This window comes from Pseudomonas sp. B28(2017) (genome assembly GCF_002113025.1).
Classification (GTDB): Bacteria; Pseudomonadota; Gammaproteobacteria; order Pseudomonadales; family Pseudomonadaceae; genus Aquipseudomonas.
Genome location: NZ_NEJH01000016.1, coordinates 67,548 through 82,899 on the forward strand (window position 1 = coordinate 67,548; position 15,352 = coordinate 82,899).

15 protein-coding genes are annotated in these 15,352 nt (G+C 56.0%); 9 read left to right on the forward strand and 6 right to left on the reverse strand.

Annotated features, from left to right (window positions below; genetic code table 11):
• Nucleotides 1-271 precede the first annotated feature (271 nt).
• Nucleotides 272-1,915 carry a malate dehydrogenase (quinone) gene (mqo, locus tag CAF65_RS25855; RefSeq protein ID WP_085718825.1) on the forward strand — a complete coding sequence of 548 codons (1,644 nt, stop codon included), beginning with the start codon at nt 272-274 and terminating at the stop codon, nt 1,913-1,915.
• Nucleotides 1,916-2,076: 161 nt separating this feature from the next.
• Here the strand turns inward: mqo and CAF65_RS25860 are convergent, their stop codons facing one another.
• Nucleotides 2,077-2,424 (reverse strand): hypothetical protein, encoded by a 348-nt coding sequence (locus CAF65_RS25860; protein ID WP_085718826.1) that lies wholly within the window; start codon nt 2,422-2,424, stop codon nt 2,077-2,079.
• 50 nt (nt 2,425-2,474) lie between these two features.
• Nucleotides 2,475-2,750 carry a DUF3892 domain-containing protein gene (locus CAF65_RS29155; protein ID WP_085718827.1) on the reverse strand — a complete coding sequence of 92 codons (276 nt, stop codon included), beginning with the start codon at nt 2,748-2,750 and terminating at the stop codon, nt 2,475-2,477.
• Nucleotides 2,751-3,185: 435 nt separating this feature from the next.
• On the opposite strand from CAF65_RS29155, the gene CAF65_RS25870 reads away from it, so the two are divergent.
• The 3 genes from CAF65_RS25870 to CAF65_RS25880 all read left to right on the forward strand — a co-directional run bounded on the left by CAF65_RS25870 (nt 3,186) and on the right by CAF65_RS25880 (nt 6,352).
• The gene (locus CAF65_RS25870) at nt 3,186-3,488 is read left to right on the forward strand and encodes a DUF6124 family protein (protein WP_085718828.1); all 303 of its coding nucleotides are present in this window, start codon (nt 3,186-3,188) and stop codon (nt 3,486-3,488) included.
• A 949-nt stretch (nt 3,489-4,437) separates the two neighbouring features.
• Nucleotides 4,438-5,697: a molybdopterin-dependent oxidoreductase gene (locus tag CAF65_RS25875; protein WP_085718829.1), complete on the forward strand. Its 1,260-nt coding sequence runs from the start codon at nt 4,438-4,440 to the stop codon at nt 5,695-5,697.
• A 10-nt stretch (nt 5,698-5,707) separates the two neighbouring features.
• Nucleotides 5,708-6,352, forward strand: a complete 645-nt coding sequence (locus CAF65_RS25880) for a c-type cytochrome (RefSeq protein ID WP_085718830.1) — start codon at nt 5,708-5,710, stop codon at nt 6,350-6,352.
• Nucleotides 6,353-6,425: 73 nt separating this feature from the next.
• Here the strand turns inward: CAF65_RS25880 and CAF65_RS25885 are convergent, their stop codons facing one another.
• Together CAF65_RS25885 and CAF65_RS25890 are read right to left on the reverse strand one after the other, a co-directional pair.
• Nucleotides 6,426-7,232, reverse strand: coding sequence for a glycosyltransferase family 2 protein (locus CAF65_RS25885; protein ID WP_085718831.1), 807 nt, complete (start codon nt 7,230-7,232; stop codon nt 6,426-6,428).
• Between the two features lie 127 nt (nt 7,233-7,359).
• Nucleotides 7,360-7,992 carry a dihydrofolate reductase family protein gene (locus CAF65_RS25890; RefSeq protein WP_085718832.1) on the reverse strand — a complete coding sequence of 211 codons (633 nt, stop codon included), beginning with the start codon at nt 7,990-7,992 and terminating at the stop codon, nt 7,360-7,362.
• 215 nt (nt 7,993-8,207) lie between these two features.
• Here CAF65_RS25890 and CAF65_RS25895 point away from each other — a divergent pair, with 215 nt between their 5' ends.
• Nucleotides 8,208-8,924 (forward strand): class I SAM-dependent methyltransferase, encoded by a 717-nt coding sequence (locus CAF65_RS25895; RefSeq protein WP_085718833.1) that lies wholly within the window; start codon nt 8,208-8,210, stop codon nt 8,922-8,924.
• Between the two features lie 109 nt (nt 8,925-9,033).
• On the opposite strand, the gene CAF65_RS25900 is transcribed toward CAF65_RS25895, so the two are convergent.
• A complete protein-coding gene (locus tag CAF65_RS25900; protein WP_085718834.1) occupies nt 9,034-9,459 on the reverse strand; it encodes an ester cyclase in 426 nt (141 codons plus the stop codon).
• Between the two features lie 305 nt (nt 9,460-9,764).
• On the opposite strand from CAF65_RS25900, the gene CAF65_RS25905 reads away from it, so the two are divergent.
• The 3 genes from CAF65_RS25905 to CAF65_RS25915 all read left to right on the forward strand — a co-directional run bounded on the left by CAF65_RS25905 (nt 9,765) and on the right by CAF65_RS25915 (nt 12,934).
• Nucleotides 9,765-10,697: a LysR family transcriptional regulator gene (locus tag CAF65_RS25905; RefSeq protein WP_085718835.1), complete on the forward strand. Its 933-nt coding sequence runs from the start codon at nt 9,765-9,767 to the stop codon at nt 10,695-10,697.
• A gap of 339 nt (nt 10,698-11,036) precedes the next feature.
• Entirely contained in the window at nt 11,037-12,011 is a 975-nt protein-coding gene (locus tag CAF65_RS25910) for a quinone oxidoreductase (protein ID WP_085718839.1), read from the forward strand.
• Entirely contained in the window at nt 12,008-12,934 is a 927-nt protein-coding gene (locus tag CAF65_RS25915; protein ID WP_085718836.1) for a LysR family transcriptional regulator, read from the forward strand. The genes CAF65_RS25910 and CAF65_RS25915 overlap by 4 nt, the downstream gene beginning before the upstream one ends.
• A 159-nt stretch (nt 12,935-13,093) precedes the next feature.
• Here the strand turns inward: CAF65_RS25915 and CAF65_RS25920 are convergent, their stop codons facing one another.
• Nucleotides 13,094-14,377: an MFS transporter gene (locus CAF65_RS25920; RefSeq protein WP_085718837.1), complete on the reverse strand. Its 1,284-nt coding sequence runs from the start codon at nt 14,375-14,377 to the stop codon at nt 13,094-13,096.
• Between the two features lie 136 nt (nt 14,378-14,513).
• Here CAF65_RS25920 and CAF65_RS25925 point away from each other — a divergent pair, with 136 nt between their 5' ends.
• On the forward strand, nt 14,514-14,972 hold the full coding sequence (locus CAF65_RS25925) for a helix-turn-helix domain-containing protein (RefSeq protein WP_085718838.1): 459 nt from the start codon (nt 14,514-14,516) through the stop codon (nt 14,970-14,972).
• Nucleotides 14,973-15,352: the final 380 nt, after the last annotated feature.

Genomic DNA, 15,352 nt, shown 5'->3' on the forward strand with positions numbered 1-15,352 from the left:
GTCGTGATATTCTTCGCGCCCACTTGGTTTGACCTGTTCAGTTGGCGTGTCCTCGAGACATGCAGACGGAATCACTGTCGCTCAAGTAGCTGAAGCCAATAAAGATAAAAAGTCAGTTCAGAAGGGACATTAAAACTGGGGTCGATGCGGTTCGTCGGCCTTGTGTGCCCACCCTGCAATCCTTGAGTGCCGCACCCGTGACTGCCGTGAAACATGGGGCTGTGCGCGTGAGGATGGAAGGGCGGATGGCGTTTTATCATAGGTGCTACAGATGTTTAAGAAAGTGAACACGGCCCTGCTGGGGCTGGCGTTGTCGATGGGGATGACTTCCGGCCACGCGCAAGAGGCAAAGAAGGTCGATGTGCTGCTGATTGGTGGCGGCATCATGAGCGCGACCCTGGGTGTGTGGCTCAATGAGCTGGAACCCGGCATGTCGATGGAAATGGTCGAGCGCCTCGACGGTGTCGCTCAGGAAAGCTCCAACGGCTGGAACAACGCCGGTACCGGTCACTCCGCCCTGGCCGAGCTGAATTACACCCCGGAAGACGAGAACGGCAAGGTCTCGATCCCGAAGGCCGTTGAAATCAACGAAGCGTTCCAGATCTCCCGCCAGTTCTGGGCCTGGCAGGTTCAGCAAGGCGTGCTGAAGAACCCGCGTTCGTTCATCAACTCCACTCCGCACATGAGCTTCGTGTGGGGCGATGACAACATCAAGTTCCTGAAAAAACGCTACGAGGCCCTGCAGGCGAGCCCGTTGTTCGCCGGCATGCAGTACTCCGAGGACCCGGCTGTGATCAAGCAGTGGGTACCGCTGATGATGGAAGGGCGTGACCCGAACCAGAAAATCGCGGCCACCTGGAGCCCGATCGGCACCGACGTGAACTTCGGCGAAATCACCCGCCAGTTCGTTGCACACCTGCAAACCACGCCGAAGTTCGACTTGAAGCTGTCCAGCGAAGTGCAGGACATCAGCAAAAACGAAGACGGCAGCTGGCGCGTCAGCTACAAGAACCTGAAAGACGGCAGCAAGACCGAAACCGACGCGAAATTCGTGTTCATCGGCGCCGGCGGCGGTGCCCTGCACTTGCTGCAGAAGTCCGGCATTCCTGAAGCCAAGGAATACGCAGGCTTCCCGGTTGGTGGCTCGTTCCTGGTGACCGAGAACCCGACCATCGCCGAGCAACACCTGGCCAAGGCCTACGGCAAGGCTTCGGTAGGCGCACCGCCGATGTCGGTTCCGCACCTGGACACCCGCGTGCTGGATGGCAAGCGCGTGATTCTGTTTGGCCCATTCGCGACCTTCAGCACCAAGTTTCTCAAGGAAGGTTCGTACCTGGACCTGCTGACCACCACGACCACGCACAACGTGTGGCCAATGACCAAGGTCGGCATCAAGGAATACCCGCTGGTCGAGTACCTTGCAGGCCAGCTGATGCTGTCTGACGAAGACCGCATGAACGCCCTGAAAGAATATTTCCCGAACGCCAAGGCCGAAGACTGGCGCCTGTGGCAAGCCGGCCAGCGCGTGCAGATCATCAAGCGTGACGAAGCCGCCGGTGGCGTGCTGAAACTGGGCACAGAGATCGTCGCTTCGCAAGACGGCAGCATCGCCGGCCTGCTGGGCGCCTCCCCAGGCGCTTCGACCGCCGCACCGATCATGCTGACCGTGCTGCAGAAAGTGTTCAAGGACAAGGTCGCGACCCCTGAGTGGCAGGCAAAACTGCACCAGATCGTGCCGAGCTACGGCACCCAGCTGAACGCCAGCCCTGAGAAAGTCGCTGAAGAGTGGGCCTACACCGCCAAGGTGCTGGAACTGACTCCGCCACCGGTGATCGCGCCGGCTGTGAAGCCAGTGACTGTCGACACGGATGCGAAAGCGCCGAAGGCTAATGCTGCGAGTGATATGGCTCTGTAACTAGACCGCCCAATCAAAAAAAGCCCACTGAACCGGCAATGGTCAGTGGGCTTTTTTATATTTGGTGTCTGTGAAGAGTGCTTGCGAGAAATATCAATTGGTGCGAAGGCTGATGATAAACGTTGTTTCGTACTTTTGATTTTGTTTTTTATGCTGGATATTTAAATGCTGTAATTGTAGTAGGTTGAGGTTTCGTAATCGTAAATTGATACTGAACGCCCATTTATACTGCCATTAAAGTGGCTGCTGGTGTGATAGTCGTAACCTGTAAATTGTGATCCATTAAGGCTGAGCTGGATGTGTGCGCTGTTGCCGTAATCATAAAGGCTGCTTGAAGTTCCAGTTATATAGCAGTTCCTGTCGTGGTCGTAAATGTTGATGGTGGTTTGATTGATGGTGCCACTAATGTTTATGTATCTAGATTGTGAGTAGTCGTACACAGATGAGGCGGCATTGCCAGATAAGCAGGCTGTTGTGTAAGCGACACAAGCTCGAGAGTTAGGGGTCATACGAACTCCTGCAGTAAGTTTTTGCGGATTTTGTTCAGTGCTGATTTTTATCAGCAGCTAACTAGGCTTAGTAGGTTGTCGGTCCAGATTCCATCAGCGTAGGTTCTCAAGTAAGGTGTTCCGTTAGTGGGCTTTACAACACCGACATTTGCGCGTCGACCATTCGTGTCCATAACGTAGAATGTATCTGTACCAGTTTCTATGCGTCTTACTGTGTCAGAGGTAGAAAGAAACCAAGGTACAGAACCATTACCAACCTGAATAATTCGTTCGTGAAATCTACTCGAATCTGACAAGGTGATACAGGTTATCCTGCAATCAGCCATTTTGATTATCCTTTAGTCGATTTTTTTGGGCTTCCGGAGGTTGCCGAATTGATTGTAGACAAATATCCGTCCAACGCTAGTTCGAATGATGGACCTTTAAAATTACTGTCTAAAGAGCAGGTTCGGATCAATTTTTGATTTCAGTGAGGTGCTAGGCTATTCGTCTTTACCCGATAACTAGGGTTGCACTTCACAACCCACCTCGCTAACCTTCGCCCGTCGCTGCCAATTCAGCGAACGGGTGTGGTAGCCCGGTTTCTTCATAGACCCAGAACGCCTCATGGCGTTTTTTTATGCTGGCTGCTTTGTGGCGGCTGTGCATGGGAGGCTACGGCCTGCCGGGTTCCTATGACCGGTCTACCACCCTGTGCACAGTCGTCTCCCTATTTTGCGTGGTAGCGGATGGGGAGGGGCTCACCTCATAGGAGCTTCACAATGATAAAACCAACTCCGAATCCCCCTGATACGGACGTGCAGATAGACTCCGAGTCTTCATCTCGCAAGGCAAAAATGGCCGAGCGCCGTCCCAATCCCATCTTCACCATCGCCCCCAACGTCAACAATGAAACCCTCTTGGTTCACGCCTGTGAAACCCTTGCCTCGGCCAGTGTAATGGCCAGCGAATTGGCGTTTATCCTCTCCGGCCCTAAATGCAATTTGGCATTGGGGATTCAACAGATGATTGCCTTGGCGGAGTTATCGGTGAGCCGCGTGCTGGATCAGGTAGATCCGCAGTAGCAGGCGAGAGCCTTTTTAGGTTGATGTGAAAAAGCCCACTGAATCGACGACGGTCAGTGGGCTTTTTTAGCGGTTTTTCAATTGATCGCGAACCCGGCTGATTTTGTGGATGTATGAAGTCCCATTGCGGGAGCGAGCCTGCTCACGAAGGCTTTGTGTCTGGCGACGTTGTTTTTGTGTACATATCCGGTTCTGCAGCAACGGCGGCTTATGGTTCCGCTTTTACAGCGGGTCACTTGGAAAAGCCCCAAGTAACCAAGGGCTCTTGCCCCTGACGTTCGGTGCCTCGCCAAGGCTCGGCATGCCCTCGCTCCGGTCCTGCTCCGTGGGCCCGCCGCGATCGGCCATCCATGGCCGTACGCGGCTAACCCGGCATCCATGCCGGGTTGCCCACTGCACAGAACCTGCACTCGGCCTCTCGAGGGGGCAAGCAGATCAAAAGCCAAAGCGAGGCGGCCTACTGGCCGGCCTGATCGCAATTGAACGCGTTCCCCCTGTAGGAGCGAGCCTGCTCGCGAAAAATGCCAGGACACCGCGGGCATTCAGGCGGCCCGCGTTATCGTTGACGACCATCGTCGGAACGCCGCCCGGAGCAAGCTCGCTCCTACAATCTGGCGTTTATCCTCTCTGGCCTTGAATGCAATTTGGCGCTGGGGATTCAACAGACGATTGCCTTGGCGGTAGCAGGCGAGGGCAGTTTTTAGGCTAATGTGAAAAAAGCCACTGAGATGGTGCCTCTCAATGCCGCACGTTTCGGCGGCCCCTGTCATCAATTGCCAAGTCCCTGACGTTTAATGCGAAGCAACCCATGTGCACCTGACGATACTGGTTTGTTTATCGACATCGAACAATAAAGAGAACCCGCACTGGCACATCAAGGCTGATGCCTCTTCATCCTGACGAGGGACTGTCAGTTGCATCTCGATAAAACAATCAAGGAGAGCGTGCAATGAAGTTCAGTTTTGTAGACAGCAGCCAGCCGAGCCGCCGGCGGGTTTTGCGCGATGCTTTCACCTTGGCTTTGGCGGCATCGCCGTTGGCCAACCTCGCCAGGGCAGCCGAGGAAAGCGGGGCCGCCAGTGAATCCTCCGAGGATGTGACCTTTGCCGCTGGCCCACGACCGCTGGTGCAATACCCGCAAAAGCGGCCGTTGACCCTGGTGACCACGCGTCCACCGCATCTGGAGACGCCGTTCTCTGTCTTCAACGAAGGGCCGATCACGCCCAATGACGCCTTTTTCGTGCGTTACCACCTGGCCAATTTCCCGACCAGCATCGATCCGGACAGCTACCGCCTGACGATCAAGGGCTCGGTCGACACGCCGCTATCGCTTTCCCTTGCCGAGCTCAAGGCCCTCGCCGAGCCGGTAGAAGTAGTGGCCGTCAATCAGTGTTCGGGTAACAGCCGTGGCTTCTCGATGCCGCGCGTGTTCGGCGCTCAGTTGGGCAATGGCTCCATGGGCAATGCGCGATGGCTGGGGGTACCGCTCAAGGCGGTGCTGGAAAAGGCCGGCGTGAAGGCCGAGGCCCGGCAAGTGACTTTCCGTGGGCTCGATAAACCGGTGCTGCCGAGCACGCCGGAGTTCATCAAGGCGCTGGACATCAGCCATGCCATGGACGGCGAGCCGATGATCGCCTGGTCGATGAATGGCACCGACCTGCCATTTCTCAACGGTTATCCGATACGCCTGGTGGTGCCAGGTTATTTCGGTACGTACTGGGTCAAGCACCTGAGCGAGATCGAAGTCCTCGACCATACCTACGACGGTTTCTTCATGGCCAAGGGTTATCGGGTTCCGGATAACGACTGCTTCTGCGTTGCTCCCGGCACTACGCCGGCGAAAACCCAGCCGATTTCAAAATTGCCGGTGCGCAGTTTCATCACCAGCGTCAAGCACGGCGATGTATTGCCGCTGAACAAAAACGTGGTACTCAAGGGCATCGCGTTCGACGGTGGTGCCGGGGTCAACAAGGTAGAGGTGTCGATCGACGGCGGAAAAACCTGGCGCGAGTCCACCCTCGGGCAGGACCTTGGCCGCTTCTCCTTTCGTGAGTGGACTCTGCCGATCACTTTTACCAGCAAGGGCGCCACTCAGTTGATGGTGCGGGCCAGCAACAGTGCCGGCGAGACGCAACCGCTGCAAGCCGACTGGAACCCCGGTGGCTACCGCCGCCACGTCGTCGAAACCAGCCACGTGACCGTCGCCTGAGGAGGGCCGCATGAAACCCATGAAATTCATGACCGCCTTGCTGTGCGCGGCTCAGGTCGGTCTGGCCAGCATGGCTGGGGCAGCACCACTTTCGATCACGTTGCCGCCCGAAACCGCGGCGCTCAAGCCCAGTACACTGCCGGGCTACTCATTGGCCCGGCAGAAGTGTTCCATCTGCCACTCGGCCGATTACATCAACTTCCAGCCGCCTGGCATGAGCCTGGCGCAGTGGACCGCCGAAGCGGGCAAGATGCAGCACGTGTACGGTGCTCCGATCAGCGACCAGGAGGTGAATGTCATCGGTGCCTACCTGGCGGTGACCTACGGCAGTGCCCAGGCGAGCGATGCCGATGTTCAGGCGGCCTCGAACCTCCCGGCGGATCAGCCACCGACGGTCTCTGTAGCGAAAGTCGCCTCGGCCTTGCTCAAGGACAACGCCTGCCTGTCCTGTCATGCGGTCGACCACAAGGTCGTCGGACCGGCCTATCACGATGTGGCAGTCAAATATGCCAATGACCCGCAGGCACTGGCCCGGGTCATGTCCAGCATTCAGCACGGCGGCAGCGGAAAGTGGGGAGATGTGCCCATGCCGCCATTCGCGCAGTTGAGCTCGGACGACCTGAAAAGCCTGGCGACGTTCATCATGAGCCAGTGAGCCTGATGCAAAAAAGCCCACTGAACCGGCGACGGTCAGTGGGCTTTTTTGTAGTCGGGTATGCGAGATTCGTTCAAGACATCGAGCTGTTGTCCGCGCTGAAGCGCTTGAGAATGTCCTGGTACATTTTGGTCCGTCGGTGATCCTGGCCATATCCGCCAGCGGCGGCGACGGTGCCGGCCTGGACATGGTCCAGGTACTTGAATATCTTGCCGGGCGAAAGAAACACGACTTTGTAGCCAAGCCCGATCACACGATCCTGTAGCTCATAGCCGGGCACCCGATCATCGATCTGAAAATGCAGACCCTGCTGTTTCATCAGCCTGCAATTCCATAGCGTGCAAAAGCTTTTCAAGTGGGTTTCCCGGTAGGGTTTCGGGTCTTTTGATCGCAGGCCCAGCGATTGCTTCAGGCGTCGGTAATGGTGTTTGCACAGGCGTGAACTGAAACGCCACGCGGTCCTTGGCAGTCCGCGGTTGAGTTGCTCCGTGCAACCGACCGCTGCGATGTTTCGATCCTTTGTGCAGTGCTCCATCATCATCGCAAAGACATTGGCATCGAAGACGAACGTGTCGGTGTGCATCAGGAACAGATAGTCGGTATCGATCCTGGCCAGTGCCATGTCCAGTGCCTTGCCATGGGCGATGTGGCCCGGCTCTTTGGTGGGGGCATCCCGTTCGATCAGGTTGATCCAGTCGAGTGAGCGCAAATACTCGACGCTGGCGTCCGCCGAATCGTTATCCACTACCCAGACGGCAATTCCGGCTTTTCGTACAGGCTCGCGCAAGAGGTCCAGGCAGATCCTGGTCAAATCAAGGGTTTTGTAATTAACCAGAACGATGCTGAACGGCGGTTTGGCGCTTGTATCGACACTACCCATCTTCGAAATGCTCGACGACTCAAAAGCGTCGAAGACTAAAGGGGCAACCTTAGCTCAAGCTTAATTTCAGCCGGGCCGTTGGTGTCGAGGCGGGCGCACGGTTTTGAGCCGATGCCAGGGGCGCTGGCTATTGCTGCCTGACGCCCTCGAACGAGCCTGTTCGCACCTCGCCGCTGCGAATGTAACGGGCGATCAGCACGCCCCCGGGCGAGCTGGTCGAGTTCAGCAAGGTGAAGGCCGACGCTTGGGCGTTGTCGCCGAACAGGCGCTTGCCGCGCCCCAGCAGGATCGGGTGAATCATCAGCCGCAATTCGTCCACCAGGCCGGCGGCAAGCAGCTGGCGCACCAGATCGCCGCTGCCTTGTGTCAACAGCCGGGGACCGTCCTGACGCTTGAGCGCGCTGATCGCGTCGACCAGGTTGCCCTCCAGCGCATGACTGTTCTGCCAGTCCAGCGACTCGGCACGGTGCGTGGCCACATGCTTGGGGACGCCGTTGAACAGGTCTGCAAGGGTTCGATTGGTTGAGTCGGGCTGAATGCGCGGCCAATAGGAGGCGAAGATGTCGTAGGTGCGACGCCCCAGTAGCAATTCGAATGGCTGTGAGAACAGGTCCTGTACGGCCTGGCCGGTGGTTTTGTCGGCGTAGGGCACTATCCAGCCACCGAATCGGAATCCGTCAGCGAGATCCTCTTCAGGCCCGCCGGGCGCCTGCATGACGCCGTCCAGACTGACGAACGCGGCAACGGTAAGTGTGCGCATGCTCTTCTCCTGATTCATCCGGGTGAAAATGTTTGTACAGGGGCGTTTGCGATCCCTTGAGATCATATCCCTGATAGATAGTCGAAACAGATACTGCGAAATCGACAACAGGATGCGTGGTTTGTATTCCTTGTTGGAATGTATTGAATAAAATTAATGAATTTTAATTATCTGTTTGTGTGGCGTAGCTTGATTTGAGGACATGGAGAATCGCCTTGAAATCATCCTCTACCCAATCAGCTGAAAAGTTTGATACCTCCCGGGCCAACGAGTACGCAAAACAGAGCCGTATCGCGTTGGCCGGGTATGACGCCTGCCACGATCTGGCCGCGTGCATGCTGGCGGCAAGCCTGGGCAGCACGGCTTTGGCAAAAGTACTGGTCGTTGGCGCGGGTGGTACGGCCCGGGAAATTATTGCGATAGCCGCGCTGGAGCCGAATTGGCGCTTCATGGCCGTCGATCCTTCCGGGCCGATGTTGGAAGCCGCGACACAGCAGTTACAGGCAAACGACCTGCTGGAAAGAACGGACGTGCATCTTGGGCATGTTGACGACTTGCCGGCCGACGAGTCATTCGACGCGGCCACCTTGATCGGTGTGCTCCATCATCTGCCGGGCGATGACGCCAAGCGAGAACTTCTACAATCGGTTCGTGCTCGCCTGAAACCCGGTGCCCCACTGATTGTGGCGGGAAATCACTATGCCTATGCCAGCCAACCGCTATTGCTCGAGGCCTGGGGGCACCGGTGGCGCCAGCAGGGAGCCAGCCCGGATGAAGTGAAGATCAAGCTAGGAAAAATTCTGCAAGGCGCCGATCCCCCACATTCCGAAGCGGCGGTCCACAAGCTGTTGCACGACAGCGGATTCGCAGAAACCACGCGCTTCTTTAGCAGCCTTTTCTGGGGCGCGTGGCTGACGTGTAAAACCGGCTGAAGGCGACCGATGCTCGGCCTTTGGGTGATTGCGGCCTGTCGTGGAGGGCCGCAATATGAGCAAACGCTCGCTGCAATGGGGGATGGCTACCTGGTGGCCTCGGCAAGCGTCAGTCGTAACTGATGATCCCAAGTTGTTTTGCCATGAACAGTTCGTTTCGTTCTACGATTTCTTCGACAACCTTACCTTCTTCATTAAAACGGAAATATGTAAGGGCTGTCCAACTCAGGCTCTTGCCTTCTACGTTAAAGCCATGCCACGTATTTGATCCGGTGGCGAAATGCGTCAATGCGACTACCACAACGTCGTCGGTGACGATTTCCTTGGTGAACGTAGTATTGATTGTTTGATATCTGCCGAGAACATTTGTGCTCAATGCTTTCTTGAAGTTATCCAGGCCATGGATCGGTGCGTCGCAGTCCGGTCGGTGCACAATTACATTGGTGTCAAAGTATTCGGAAACTCGCTCGGCATCTTTTCCGTCTACGCAGTATTTGAAGTAATTTTTAACGGCTTCGAGGTTTTTAGCACTCATATGGTATTTGCTCCGGTTGTGTTGAAGAGGGGAGAAATTAAACAAAGCTAAAAGTAGCAGTCAGCAAGGTTCAAGTGCTTTCTTTCGGGTTTTAGATTTAAAGTCTGGTTGAGTGTTGTCACTTCGGCGCGGCAACAAAAGCAGTTCCTGTTGCTGGTGATGTTCTATATCACTCCGGGGTTTTGGGGGGGCATTAATCAATCGTTTACGTATGAAGACTGTTCGCTTGGCCATATTCTAGGGGGGGTTATGGTATTCGTAAATCTAGAATATAGTGGGTGTGGTATCGATTATTGGAATATCACATGGGTTTGGACAGACTGGAAAGATGGGCGACGGTCAGACATTTTCGCCTGGCTATAGCCCTGTTCGAATATGGCAGTGTCGTGCATGCAGCGCGCTCGCTTCACCTCTCACAGCCAACGGCCAGCAAGTTGTTACAAGACCTCGAGGAGGCAGTGGGGGCCCAGCTCTACATACGGAACCGTCGAGGCGTTACACCGACAGAGCTTGGTCGGGCCTTTGTAGAACGCAGCCGTATGGTTCTTGCCCAGCTAGACCATGTTTCCCAGGCTATTGATGCTCTTGGCAAGGGGCATGCTGGACGTGTTGCCATAGGCAGTGTGTTAACCGGATCCAGTTATCTCGTGCCTGCGGCAATTGCACGACTTTGGAAAAAGCGGCCAAGTGTCAGCATCAAGATTGTCGAGGGCGTGAGCGGCGAACTGATTCCTCGACTTATCTCGGGAGAGCTGGACTTCCTGATTGGGCGGCTTTCCGATGTTGTCTCAAGTGTTGCTGTCTCTCAGGAGGCTCTTTTTAGCGAGAATGCTATCGTTGTTGCGCGGCGGGAACATCCTCTCGCTCGGCAATCAAAGGTACAACTTGAAGAGCTTGCGCGCGAAGCATGGATTCTTCCACCAGTAGAGACTACCTTGCGGAAACAGTTCGACTGTATATTTTATCGGGAGAATGTTGACCCGCCGAGTGCAACTATCGAGACGGTGTCCTTTTTCAATATACTTTGGTTGTTGAAACAGACGGACCTTCTTGGGATATTGCCGCAGTCGGTTGTTCTCGATCCGGCGCACAGTAGTAGTCTTGTTCGTCTTCCTGCTTTCGAACCTCTGGTTTTGGAACAGATCGGTATTTCTCGTCTGGCAGGTACTGCATTACAACCTGCCGCTTCCGCTTTGGTGGACGCGTTAAGAGAAGTGATGCATGGCGCCTTGGACTGAGTTTGGTTCTCTGTAATGAATACATGAGTCATGTTCAGTCAGTCGCCATTGGCATGGGGTTCTTCAGCTAGCGGCTTTTTGGCTGCGACGTTTTCGGCCGCTTTTGACCAACTGCGGCCTGTCGCGAAGGGCTGCAAACGATTATGCATTCAACTTTTGGCGTCTGCAGAATCGCTACGACCCGCATTGCTCCACGCAATGACCCGTGGTATCTGTGATTTTATTGCTGCAATCTGTGCACTAATGATCTGCACGCAACCCGTCTTGTTCATTGGAAGGTCAGTTCTCACACTAGTGGCATCTATGTGAAGTCAGCTTCTGACTGAAGGGGAAATGACAATGGTATCTGCGATCCGGTTTAGCCAGTGCGGCAATCCTGAAGTACTGAACCTGGAGACACTGCGCGAACAATCGCCAGGACCCGGCGAGGTCTGGCTTGAGCAAGAAGCCATTGGTGTCAACTTCCTCGACGTCACCCAGCGTAAGGGAGCGGTGCCCATTGCGTTGCCATCCGGGCTGGGGCTGGAAGGCGCCGGGCGTGTCGCCGTTGTAGGTGCCGGTGTCAGCAATGTGCAAGTCGGGGATCGCGTCGCCTATGCCACCGGCCCTATTGGCTCGTATGCTTCGGCCCGGCTTTATCCGGCGCAACGGCTGGTCAAAATTCCGGATGCACTGTCGTTCGATGATGCCGCAGCTGTCATGTTCAAGGGCATCACTGCGCAGTACCTTTTGAAAGCCACCTATCCCGTAGGGCAGGGCACAACCATTCTCCTCTACGGTGTGGCTGGAGGGCTGGGGGAGATCATGGTGCCGTGGGCCAGGCACCTGGGTGCCACTGTGATTGGTGTGGTTTCAAAGCAGGCCAGTGTCGAAAAAGCCAGAGCGTCGGGCTGCGATGACGTCCTGGTGTTTGATGCTGACAGCCTGGCATCGGATGTCGCACGTATCACCAACGGGAAAAAGGTCGACGTCGTCTATGACCCGATAGGGCGTGTTTCTTTCCAGGCATCCCTGGACAGCTTGCGACCCCGTGGCCTGATGGTATCGTTCGGCGCTTCATCCGGTGCGCCGTCAGCCGTGGAGCTGTCGACACTCAACGCCAAAGGCTCGCTGTTCCTGACGCGCCCTTCATTGGCAGCCCATACGGCGAGTGTCGCTGAGTATCAGGCGCGTGCACAGGATGTTTTGGCTGCGATAGGCGCGGGTATTATCAAGCCCCGGATCCGGGCCAGCTACTCGCTGGCCGATGCAGCATTGGCACATGCCGATCTGGAGTCGGGGCGTTCTTCGGGGGCGATCATTCTAAAACCATGAATCCTGATGTTCTGAACAATCAGCACAGTGACGAAATCGCTGCGTTTCTGGCCGTGGCCTCGCAAGGCTCGTTTGTCGGTGCCGGCCGGCTATTGCAGCGACACCCGACAGTCGTCTCAAAGCGGCTCGCGGCAATGGAAAAGCGCCTTGGCGTTCGGCTCGTGGAGCGCTCGACCCGGCAGGTGCGAATCACTGAAGTCGGTGCCAGGCTGGAGCAGCGTCTTCGCTCAGCCATCGACTCGATGAATGAAGCGCAGCAACAGGCGGCCGAGGGTGCCAGCGAAATTCGCGGTGCTTTGCGACTTGCATTGCCAGCAGCCATGGGGCGGCTTTGGCTTGGCCCTATGCTGCCGGAGTTTCTTGCGGCTTATCCGCAGGTCTCGATCCTTGCCGACTATAGCGAGCGTCTGGTCGACATCATTGATGAAGGTTTTGACGCTGCCATCCGGATTGGAGAACTGGAAGACAACAGGTTGATCGCCAGGAAGCTCAGCGACCATCGCCGGATTCTGTGCGCCTCGCCTGCCTACATCAAAAAGCACGGCATGCCCGAAACGCCACAGGATTTGATCAAGCACAATTGCCTTCGATTCAGCGGTCTTGCGTCTTTTCCCCAGTGGCGACTCTATCGCGGCAACGAACTTCAAGCGGTTTCCCCTAAAGGAAACCTGACTGCCAATGACAGCGAATCATTACTTGCCGCGGCCCGCGCCGATGCGGGAATCCTGGGGGCAGGCGACTGGTTGATGAGTCGTGATATTGCTACCGGGAAACTATTGCATGTGCTTCCTGACTGGCAACTGGATGCCGCAGGTGGGGTCTATCTGGTCAGGCCATCGGCCAAATTTCCCGGTGCCGTGGTTGTCGCGTTCAAACAATGGATCGAGTCAAAGTTTATCCCTTCGCCTCCATGGGCCATTTGAGCGCAGGCAAGCTGCTGCCATCAGCCTGTCTGGTTTGCCGGGTTATGTTGAACCGGTATTGAGGGTTGCAGTGGTCCTGGGTGAACAGATCAGGACAGAGCAGTGGATGACATGCCTTGCAATCTGGAGGACGGTGGGGTTGTTTGCGATACCTGACTCTCATGTTGATCTTCCTTTATTGGCCGTTGAACAATGACGCGTGAGAAACCACAGGACCAGGGCACTTGCGCTGATCGAGGCGCCCAGCAGGCTGACTGCCATCCAGCCCCATAGCGCATACACCTGGGTCGCGGCGGCGGCGCCCAGTGCGCTGCCAACCGAGTAGAAGCACATATAGGCTCCGACCATGCGACTTTGGGCATCGGGTCGTGCAGCGAAAATGATGCTCTGGTTGGTGACGTGTACTGCCTGCACCGCGAAGTCGAGCAGCACTACGCCGCAGACCAGCGCGAGCAAGGATGTCTCGGCAAACGTGATGGGCAACCAGGACAACGTCAGGAGCCCCAGCGAAATACCGGTCACTCGTTGCCCCAGGCCTTGATCGGCCCAGCGACCGGCTCTTCTGGCAGCAAGCGCACCGGCGACGCCGGCCAGGCCAAACAGGCCGATGGCTGTGTGTGAAAGCGACAGCGGCGGGGCGCTCAATGGCAGCACCATGGATGTCCACAGCACGGAAAAAGCGGCAAAGATCAGCAGGGCCAGCAGGCCCCTGACGCGCAGCGTGCGCTCGGTGATGAATAGTTTGAAGAGCGAACCCACGAGCACCGGATAGGTGTCTTGATGCCTTGGCGGCGCTGTGACAGGAACCACTCTCCACAACACCACCGCGAGGGTCAGCATCATTGCCGAGGACACGAAGTAAACGGCGCGCCAGCCCGCAATGTCCGCTATCAGGCCAGAGGTAAACCGCGCCAGTAGAATGCCCAGGACAATGCCACTGGTTACCGTCCCCACGGCCTGCCCGCGTTGTGATGGTGTTGCCAGCACTGCGGCGTATGCCACGAGCACCTGAACGACCACTGCCAGCAAGCCCATCACGATCATGGCCCCCAGCAGGGCCAGCCATTGCTGTGATGCGCCGACTACCGCCAGCGCAATGGCAGACAGCAGTACTTGAATCAGAACCAGCCGCTTACGGTTGACCAGATCGCCGAGAGGGACGATGAACAGCAACCCCAGCGCGTATCCAGCCTGAGTCGCAGTCACCACAACCCCGATCGTTGATGAGGCTACACCCAGACTCTGAGCCATTGAATCGAGTAATGGTTGTGCGAAATAAACGTTGGCTACCGCAAGCGCGCAGGTGAAAGAAAACAACACCGTGAGCGACGGAGAAAGCCCCGGAGATCGCTCAGCCCAGCCACTTTTTTCAATGTCTGCAGGAGGCAATGCCGAAGGCTGGCTGGAGAAACGTTTGGTAGTTGAGTCGGCATCTGCTGTCATGTACGCCTCCGTGGCGCTAAACTGGTTTCAATTCAAAACCTGATCGATTGTTGTCGAGTCTTGTTTCAAATTGCAACCGCATTCTGCCGGGCCGGTGGGCAGGCTTGGCAAATCGAAATTCCGGAAGGTCAAAAAGATGGTCGGAGACACTTCACCGCAAAGCAGCGAATGCCCGGTAGCAAGAACACTTGAGGCCATTGGTGATCGCTGGTCACTGATGATCATCCGCGACGCCTTTGACGACATTCGCCGCTTCAGCGAATTTCAAAAGAGCCTGGGCGTAGCCAAGAATATTCTGGCATCGCGACTTAAAACCCTGGTTGAAGTTGGGGTATTCGATGTCAGACCGGCATCAGATGGCAGCGCCTATAAAGAGTACGTGCTGACGGAAAAAGGACGGGAGATCTTTCCGGTTGTGGTCAGTTTGAGGCAGTGGGGCGAACGTTTCCTGTTCAAGCCGGACGAGACGCGTTCTGTGCTGCTGGATAACGAGTCCGGCCAGCCTCTGATGCCGCTTGATGTTCGTTCATCAAACGGTCAAAAACTTGGCCCCTCTGATTGCCACAGGGTGAGACTCGTTGACGGCGGGTCGTGAGTCGACAGCAGGCTTGCTTCACACCCGAACGAGCCTGGGGAATTAACGTCGGTATCCGTATATGAATGTGTGCCAGGATGAAAACTGCAATGGGTGCGCTGGAAGGAGAAGAATTTTTAGTTGGGGGTTGACCGCGTATTTTAATGCTGTATTATTCGCCTCCCGCTGACGAGCAGTTTGCTGCTGGTCTGGCTTAAGTGGCTGATTTTATTAAGTAAAAACAGAAACTTTTAAGGTTGCTTTTTGAAAAAGGTGCTGTAGAATGCGCGCCTCGGTTGAGACGAAAAGCTCTTGACCAACCGCTCTTTAACAACTGAATCAAGCAATTCGTGTGGGTGCTTGTGGAGTCAGACTGCTAGTCAACAGATTATCAGCATCAC

What these genes read in the sequence shown, in the direction of transcription:
- CAF65_RS25915 (WP_085718836.1), top strand. Translation starts at nt 12,008, where the DNA reads ATGAATCCTGATGTTCTGAACAATCAGCACAGTGACGAAATCGCTGCG.
- mqo (WP_085718825.1), top strand. Translation starts at nt 272, where the DNA reads ATGTTTAAGAAAGTGAACACGGCCCTGCTGGGGCTGGCGTTGTCGATG.
- CAF65_RS25925 (WP_085718838.1), top strand. Translation starts at nt 14,514, where the DNA reads ATGGTCGGAGACACTTCACCGCAAAGCAGCGAATGCCCGGTAGCAAGA.
- CAF65_RS25910 (WP_085718839.1), top strand. Translation starts at nt 11,037, where the DNA reads ATGGTATCTGCGATCCGGTTTAGCCAGTGCGGCAATCCTGAAGTACTG.
- CAF65_RS29155 (WP_085718827.1), bottom strand. Translation starts at nt 2,750, where the DNA reads ATGGCTGATTGCAGGATAACCTGTATCACCTTGTCAGATTCGAGTAGA.
- CAF65_RS25890 (WP_085718832.1), bottom strand. Translation starts at nt 7,992, where the DNA reads ATGCGCACACTTACCGTTGCCGCGTTCGTCAGTCTGGACGGCGTCATG.
- CAF65_RS25870 (WP_085718828.1), top strand. Translation starts at nt 3,186, where the DNA reads ATGATAAAACCAACTCCGAATCCCCCTGATACGGACGTGCAGATAGAC.
- CAF65_RS25905 (WP_085718835.1), top strand. Translation starts at nt 9,765, where the DNA reads ATGGGTTTGGACAGACTGGAAAGATGGGCGACGGTCAGACATTTTCGC.
- CAF65_RS25900 (WP_085718834.1), bottom strand. Translation starts at nt 9,459, where the DNA reads ATGAGTGCTAAAAACCTCGAAGCCGTTAAAAATTACTTCAAATACTGC.
- CAF65_RS25880 (WP_085718830.1), top strand. Translation starts at nt 5,708, where the DNA reads ATGAAACCCATGAAATTCATGACCGCCTTGCTGTGCGCGGCTCAGGTC.
- CAF65_RS25920 (WP_085718837.1), bottom strand. Translation starts at nt 14,377, where the DNA reads ATGACAGCAGATGCCGACTCAACTACCAAACGTTTCTCCAGCCAGCCT.
- CAF65_RS25885 (WP_085718831.1), bottom strand. Translation starts at nt 7,232, where the DNA reads ATGGGTAGTGTCGATACAAGCGCCAAACCGCCGTTCAGCATCGTTCTG.
- CAF65_RS25860 (WP_085718826.1), bottom strand. Translation starts at nt 2,424, where the DNA reads ATGACCCCTAACTCTCGAGCTTGTGTCGCTTACACAACAGCCTGCTTA.
- CAF65_RS25875 (WP_085718829.1), top strand. Translation starts at nt 4,438, where the DNA reads ATGAAGTTCAGTTTTGTAGACAGCAGCCAGCCGAGCCGCCGGCGGGTT.